At 62.2% G+C, this 4991-nt stretch carries 4 protein-coding genes; 1 reads left to right on the top strand and 3 read right to left on the bottom strand.

The genetic code is table 11. From position 1 onward, the window contains the following. The 3 genes from JNL55_RS34590 to JNL55_RS34580 all read right to left on the bottom strand — a co-directional run. On the bottom strand, positions 1-1340 hold a 1340-nt coding region (locus JNL55_RS34590; RefSeq protein ID WP_293865643.1), incomplete at its 3' end, for an acetyl/propionyl/methylcrotonyl-CoA carboxylase subunit alpha. Next, positions 1337-2452: an NADH:flavin oxidoreductase gene (locus tag JNL55_RS34585; RefSeq protein WP_293865640.1), complete on the bottom strand. Its 1116-nt coding sequence runs from the start codon at positions 2450-2452 to the stop codon at positions 1337-1339. The genes JNL55_RS34590 and JNL55_RS34585, both read right to left, overlap by 4 nt. Next, complete coding sequence (locus JNL55_RS34580) at positions 2452-4032, bottom strand: acyl-CoA carboxylase subunit beta (protein WP_293865638.1); 1581 nt, start codon at positions 4030-4032, stop codon at positions 2452-2454. The genes JNL55_RS34585 and JNL55_RS34580 overlap by 1 nt, the downstream gene beginning before the upstream one ends. A 147-nt stretch (positions 4033-4179) precedes the next feature. On the opposite strand from JNL55_RS34580, the gene JNL55_RS34575 reads away from it, so the two are divergent. After that, positions 4180-4991 (top strand): cytochrome P450 (locus JNL55_RS34575; RefSeq protein ID WP_293865635.1); only part of this gene is annotated, 812 nt, incomplete at its 3' end.

Genomic DNA, 4991 nt, shown 5'->3' with positions numbered 1-4991 from the left:
GAACCGGTATCGTGCTTCACAGCGATGAAATCCGGCTGGCTCAACACTTCACGCAAGTAAGGCGCGGTCGTCGGCAATCCTACAACTTTCAGCGCATCCAGGGCGGTGCGTAAGCGCAGCCGTGCACTGTCGCGATCCTGGCCCTGCGCCTGCAACTTGCCGAACATGGAATCGTAATAGCTGGCAATGCTGTCGCCCGACTCGACGCCAAAATCCAGCCGCAACCAAGGGCCCATGGGCAGCTGCAACTTGTCGATCTTGCCAGGCTGCGGCTGAAAACCTTGCCAAGGATCTTCGGCCGCAATGCGAGCCTGCATGGCGTGACCGACGATCTGCACCTGCTGTTGCGAGAAGCCCAGCGGCTCGCCTGCAGCGATGCGCAACTGCGAAGCGACGATGTCGATGCCCGTCACCATCTCGGTCACGCCGTGCTCGACTTGCAAGCGCGTGTTCATTTCCAAGAAATAGAACTCGCGGGCGGCCACATCGACCAAGAACTCAACGGTGCCCGCGCTGAAGTAGCCCACGTCCTTCGCCAAGCGAACCGCCGCAGTGGCGATGGCTGTACGTAACGCCTCTGGTAAAGCTGGCGCTGGTGCTTCTTCGATCATCTTTTGATGACGACGTTGCACTGAGCAGTCGCGATCACCCAGATGCACGACGTTACCGTGACTATCCCCAAGCACCTGCACTTCGACGTGGCGGCCTTTGGAAACATAGCGTTCCAAATATACATCGGCCCGACCAAATGCCGCGTTGGACTCACGCGCGGCCTGCTCCAGCGCCGCCGCCAACTCACCACCACTATGCACGATGCGCATGCCACGACCGCCGCCACCGAAACACGCTTTAACCACCAGCGGAAAGCCGATGCGCGATGCGCTCTCAGTCGCCACGGATGCATCGGCCACTGTTCCCGATGATCCGGGCAGGAGCGGCACACCGCTGCGCCGAGCAGCTTCGCGAGCGGCGACTTTGTCACCCATCTGCGCAATCACTGCTGGCGCCGGCCCGATGAAAACCAACCCGGCATCGATCACTGCCTGAGCAAACTCTGCGTTCTCACTCAGCAACCCGTAGCCTGGATGCACCGCTTCCGCGCCACTCGCCTTAGCGACAGCAATGATCTTTGCAACATTGAGGTAGGACTCACGCGCTGGCGCTGCTCCAAGCCTATGTGCTTCGTCTGCAAGGCGAGTGTGAAGCGCGCCTTCATCGGCATCGCTATACACAGCGATGGCCCGAACGCCCAGCTCGCGGCAAGCGCGAATGACTCGGACCGCCACCTCGCCGCGATTGGCGATGAGCACCGAGTTGAATTTTCGAACTGCCGGCTTCAAAACAAATTCTCCAGCGCCTGCGGTGTAAAAGGGCGCAACTCATCGAAGCGCTGTTCCCGAACTTTCTTCGGCCACTCGGGATCGGCCAGCATGGCGCGCCCCACCGCGACCAGATCGAACTCGCCCGCCTCCAATCGCTCCAACAGCGGATCGAGGTTGGCGACTTCAGCGCGTTGCCCCAACGCTTCCGAACCGCGCGTGACCAGCTCTTTGGACAACCCCACGCTGCCCACCGTCATCGTGGCTTTGCCGGTGAGTTGCTTGGCCCAACCCGCGAGGTTCAGCGACGAGTCGGGAAACTCCGGCTCCCAGTAGCGCCGCTGCGAACAATCGAAGGCGTCGACGCCGGCAGTCGCCAGTATTTGCAGCAGTTCACCCAGTTCCTGCGGCGAGCGCGCCAGCTTCGCGGTGTAGTCCTGCTCTTTCCATTGCGAAATACGGAACAAGATCGGAAAGTCGGCACCGACCTCACGACGAATCGCTTGCAAGGTTTCGACGGCGAAACGTGTGCGTCCGATCAGGTCGCCGCCGTACTCGTCATCGCGCCGATTGATGGGAGCCCAGAAGAACTGATCGAACAAGTAGCCGTGCGCGCCATGAATGGCGACACCATCGAAGCCAAGCTCACGAGCTGCGCGAGCCGCACTGGCGAAAGCATCGATCACCGCCCGAATCTCAGCCTGAGTCGCGGGCGGGGCGACCGGGCTCTTTTCAGGCAGAAACAATCCAGACGGACTGACACTCGGCAAATGTTTGTTTGGATAGTCCATCGCAGGACGACGTGACACGCCGACATGCCACAGCTGCGGCATGATCTTGCCGCCGGCGTCATGTACCTGTTCCACCACGTTGCGCCACGCAGGCAACGCAGCGCCGTGAAAGTTGGGTACTCGCACTGAGTACGACGCAACGGGATGATCCACCGTCGTGCCTTCAGTGATGATGAGTCCGCAATCATTCTCGGCGCGACGACGATAGTAAGCAGCAACATCAGCGCCAGGCACGCCCTCAGGCGAGTGCCAGCGCGTCATCGGTGCCATCACGATACGATTCGGCAACTGCAAGCCGTTCAACGTGAACGGCCGAAACAAAGCGTCGACGGAACGAGTCATCACCAATGTCCAGTCACGCGCACTGGCCGATCACCCCACGCGATATCGATGGCCTGCGCAATCACATCTCGCGTCTGCGCCGGTTCGATCACATCGTCGAGCGACAGATGCGCCGCCGCTTCCCATGGCTCGGACTCCGTCACCCACTCCTGGATCAACTGTGCCGCAAGCTGAGCGGCCGCCTCCTCGCCTTGCTCTCGCGCAACTTGATCGAGCCGACGTCGATACACGGTTTGCACGCCGGCTTCGGGGGCCATGAAGCCCATCTCCGCCGACGGCCACGCGAACTGAAAGCTTGGGTGGGTCGGCCGCCCGCCCATCGCGAAATGCCCGCCGCCATAGGCTTTGCGAATCACCACGCCGATTTTCGGCACCTTGGCATCGGAGATACGCGACACCAGTTTTTCATACGCATGCAAGATGCCGTTGCGTTCGGCTTCGGTGCCGATCAGCAAGCCGGGCACATCGTGCAAGAACACCAGCGGCACATTGAACGTGTCGCACAGATGCACGAAGTCATGTTCCTTACGCAGAGCGTGCGGATCGAGTGCACCGGCACCCACCAACGGTTGATTCGCCACGATGCCCACCGGATGCCCATCGATGCGCGCCAACACGCAAATCAAACTTGGGCCCCACTCCGTACCCCACGGCAGAATGCTGGCTTCATCGGCGATAGCTTCGATGACCAAGTTCATGTCGTAAGCCGACTTCGCGCCGCTGGGCACGATCTCAGCCAGCTCAGTGACGGGACGAGCTGGTGCGCGCGATTGAGCGGAAGGCGCCGGCAACGAGGCATTCGCCGGCAAGTAGGACAAGAACGCCGCGATGGCATCCATCGCTTCGCGCTCGTTGTCGACTGCCATCAGCGCATTGCCTACCGACAACGCCGCCGCCGGTCCACCCAACTCCTGATCGCTGACTTCCTGTGCAATGGCCGCCGACACCACCGACGGGCCGGACAACGCGACCGAACCGCTTTTCACCATGACGACGAAGTGCGCCGTCGAAGCATGCAAAGCCGAGTCGCCATACGAGGGGCCGAGAATCGCCGCCGCACGCGGCACCGGGGCCTGGCCTTCGGGCGATTTCACGAACGTTTTGAAATCCAGCGGCAGATGACTGAAGCGCCAACCCATCACGTCCGGGATGCGCCCGCCATCGGCATCACACAGCAGCACCAATGGAAAGCCGAAGCGCTGGGCCATCTCGATCAGCTTGCCTTGCTTGCGCATGCTGGTCGGTGCCGTGGTGCCGGCGAGCACGCTGGAGTCGATGCCAACTACGCCAATGCGCCGGCCATCGAGCCGGGCGAAACCAGTGACCACGGCATCGCCAGGGACATGTCGCTCAGTGCGTCGTTCCGGCAGGCCCAGCGCGCCGATCTCAAACCACGATCCGTTGTCGACCAGCAACGCCACCCGCTCGCGAACCGGCAGCCGCCCCGACTCGCGATGGCGGCGCAAGCCTTCCGGGCCGCCCATCTCTCGGGCGCGCTCCTGGCGGGCGCGTAGGTTGGCAATTTTGGCTTGCATGCCGCTGGGCGGCAGCGCTTTGGCAGTGTCATCGGGCCTGTTCATGGGGTGGGACGCTACCCGCAGGCCCGCGCCGGCCGAGCCTATCGTTCGATAGGTGTTGCTGAGCGGCCCGCCCCGCAGGCTCAACCTACAAGGTGGCGCACCGACTGTCCGTCGCCAACCGCATCCATCGAGCAACCGGGGGACCTGATGGCCTGTCCGATCACCATGCGGGCGTTGGAAAACGCCGACCCTTTTCCAGCCTACGAGACCCTGCGCCAGCAAGGCTCGGTGGTGTGGGACGAATCGCTCAAGGGTTGGCTGGTGCTGGATGCCGAGCTATGCCGCTATGTCGAGTTCAATGAGCCGGCCTTGTTCCGGAACATGTATGCCGACGCCGACCCGTTGATCGTCGAGCTCAAAGGCGGGCTCGCCAACATCACCGTCTCGCAGGGCGAACAGCACGCGCGCATGCGACGGTTTCACCAAACCCTGCTGTCTCCCAAAGCGCTCGCCTCGTATCGCGAGCAGATCATGCTGCCCATCATTCAGGCCATGCTGGATCGGGTGCTGGCCAAGGGCGGTCGCGCCGATCTGGCCGCTGACTTCGGCGATGAGATTCCACCGCGCGTGATCTGCGCCCTGCTCGGCATGCCCTGGCAGGACGAGCAGCTGATCCGCAAGACGCTGCATCTCAACGAAGAGATCATGAAATGGATTGGTCGTGGCTACTACGACGAAGAGAGCGTGCGGGATGCGCGAGCCGCGTCGCAGGCCATCAATGACATCCTGCTGCCCTACATCCGCGAGCGACGCGAACGACCGCAGGACGATTTCATCAGTCGCGTTTGGAAAGAAGCGCCCAACGAATACGGCGACCTGTCCGAAGCCGACGCGTTGGCCATCTGTCGCGAACTGTATCTCGGCGGGGCCGACACGACCGTGCACGGCATCGCCAACGCCATCTACCTGTGGTTATGGAATCCGGAGATTCGCGACGCCGTTGCACGAGATCGCGAGCA

Source organism: Steroidobacter sp. (assembly GCF_016790065.1).
Taxonomy (GTDB): domain Bacteria; phylum Pseudomonadota; class Gammaproteobacteria; order Steroidobacterales; family Steroidobacteraceae; genus Steroidobacter.
The sequence above is the reverse complement of the archived record's forward strand: the minus strand, read 5'-3'. Positions and strand labels throughout refer to the sequence as shown.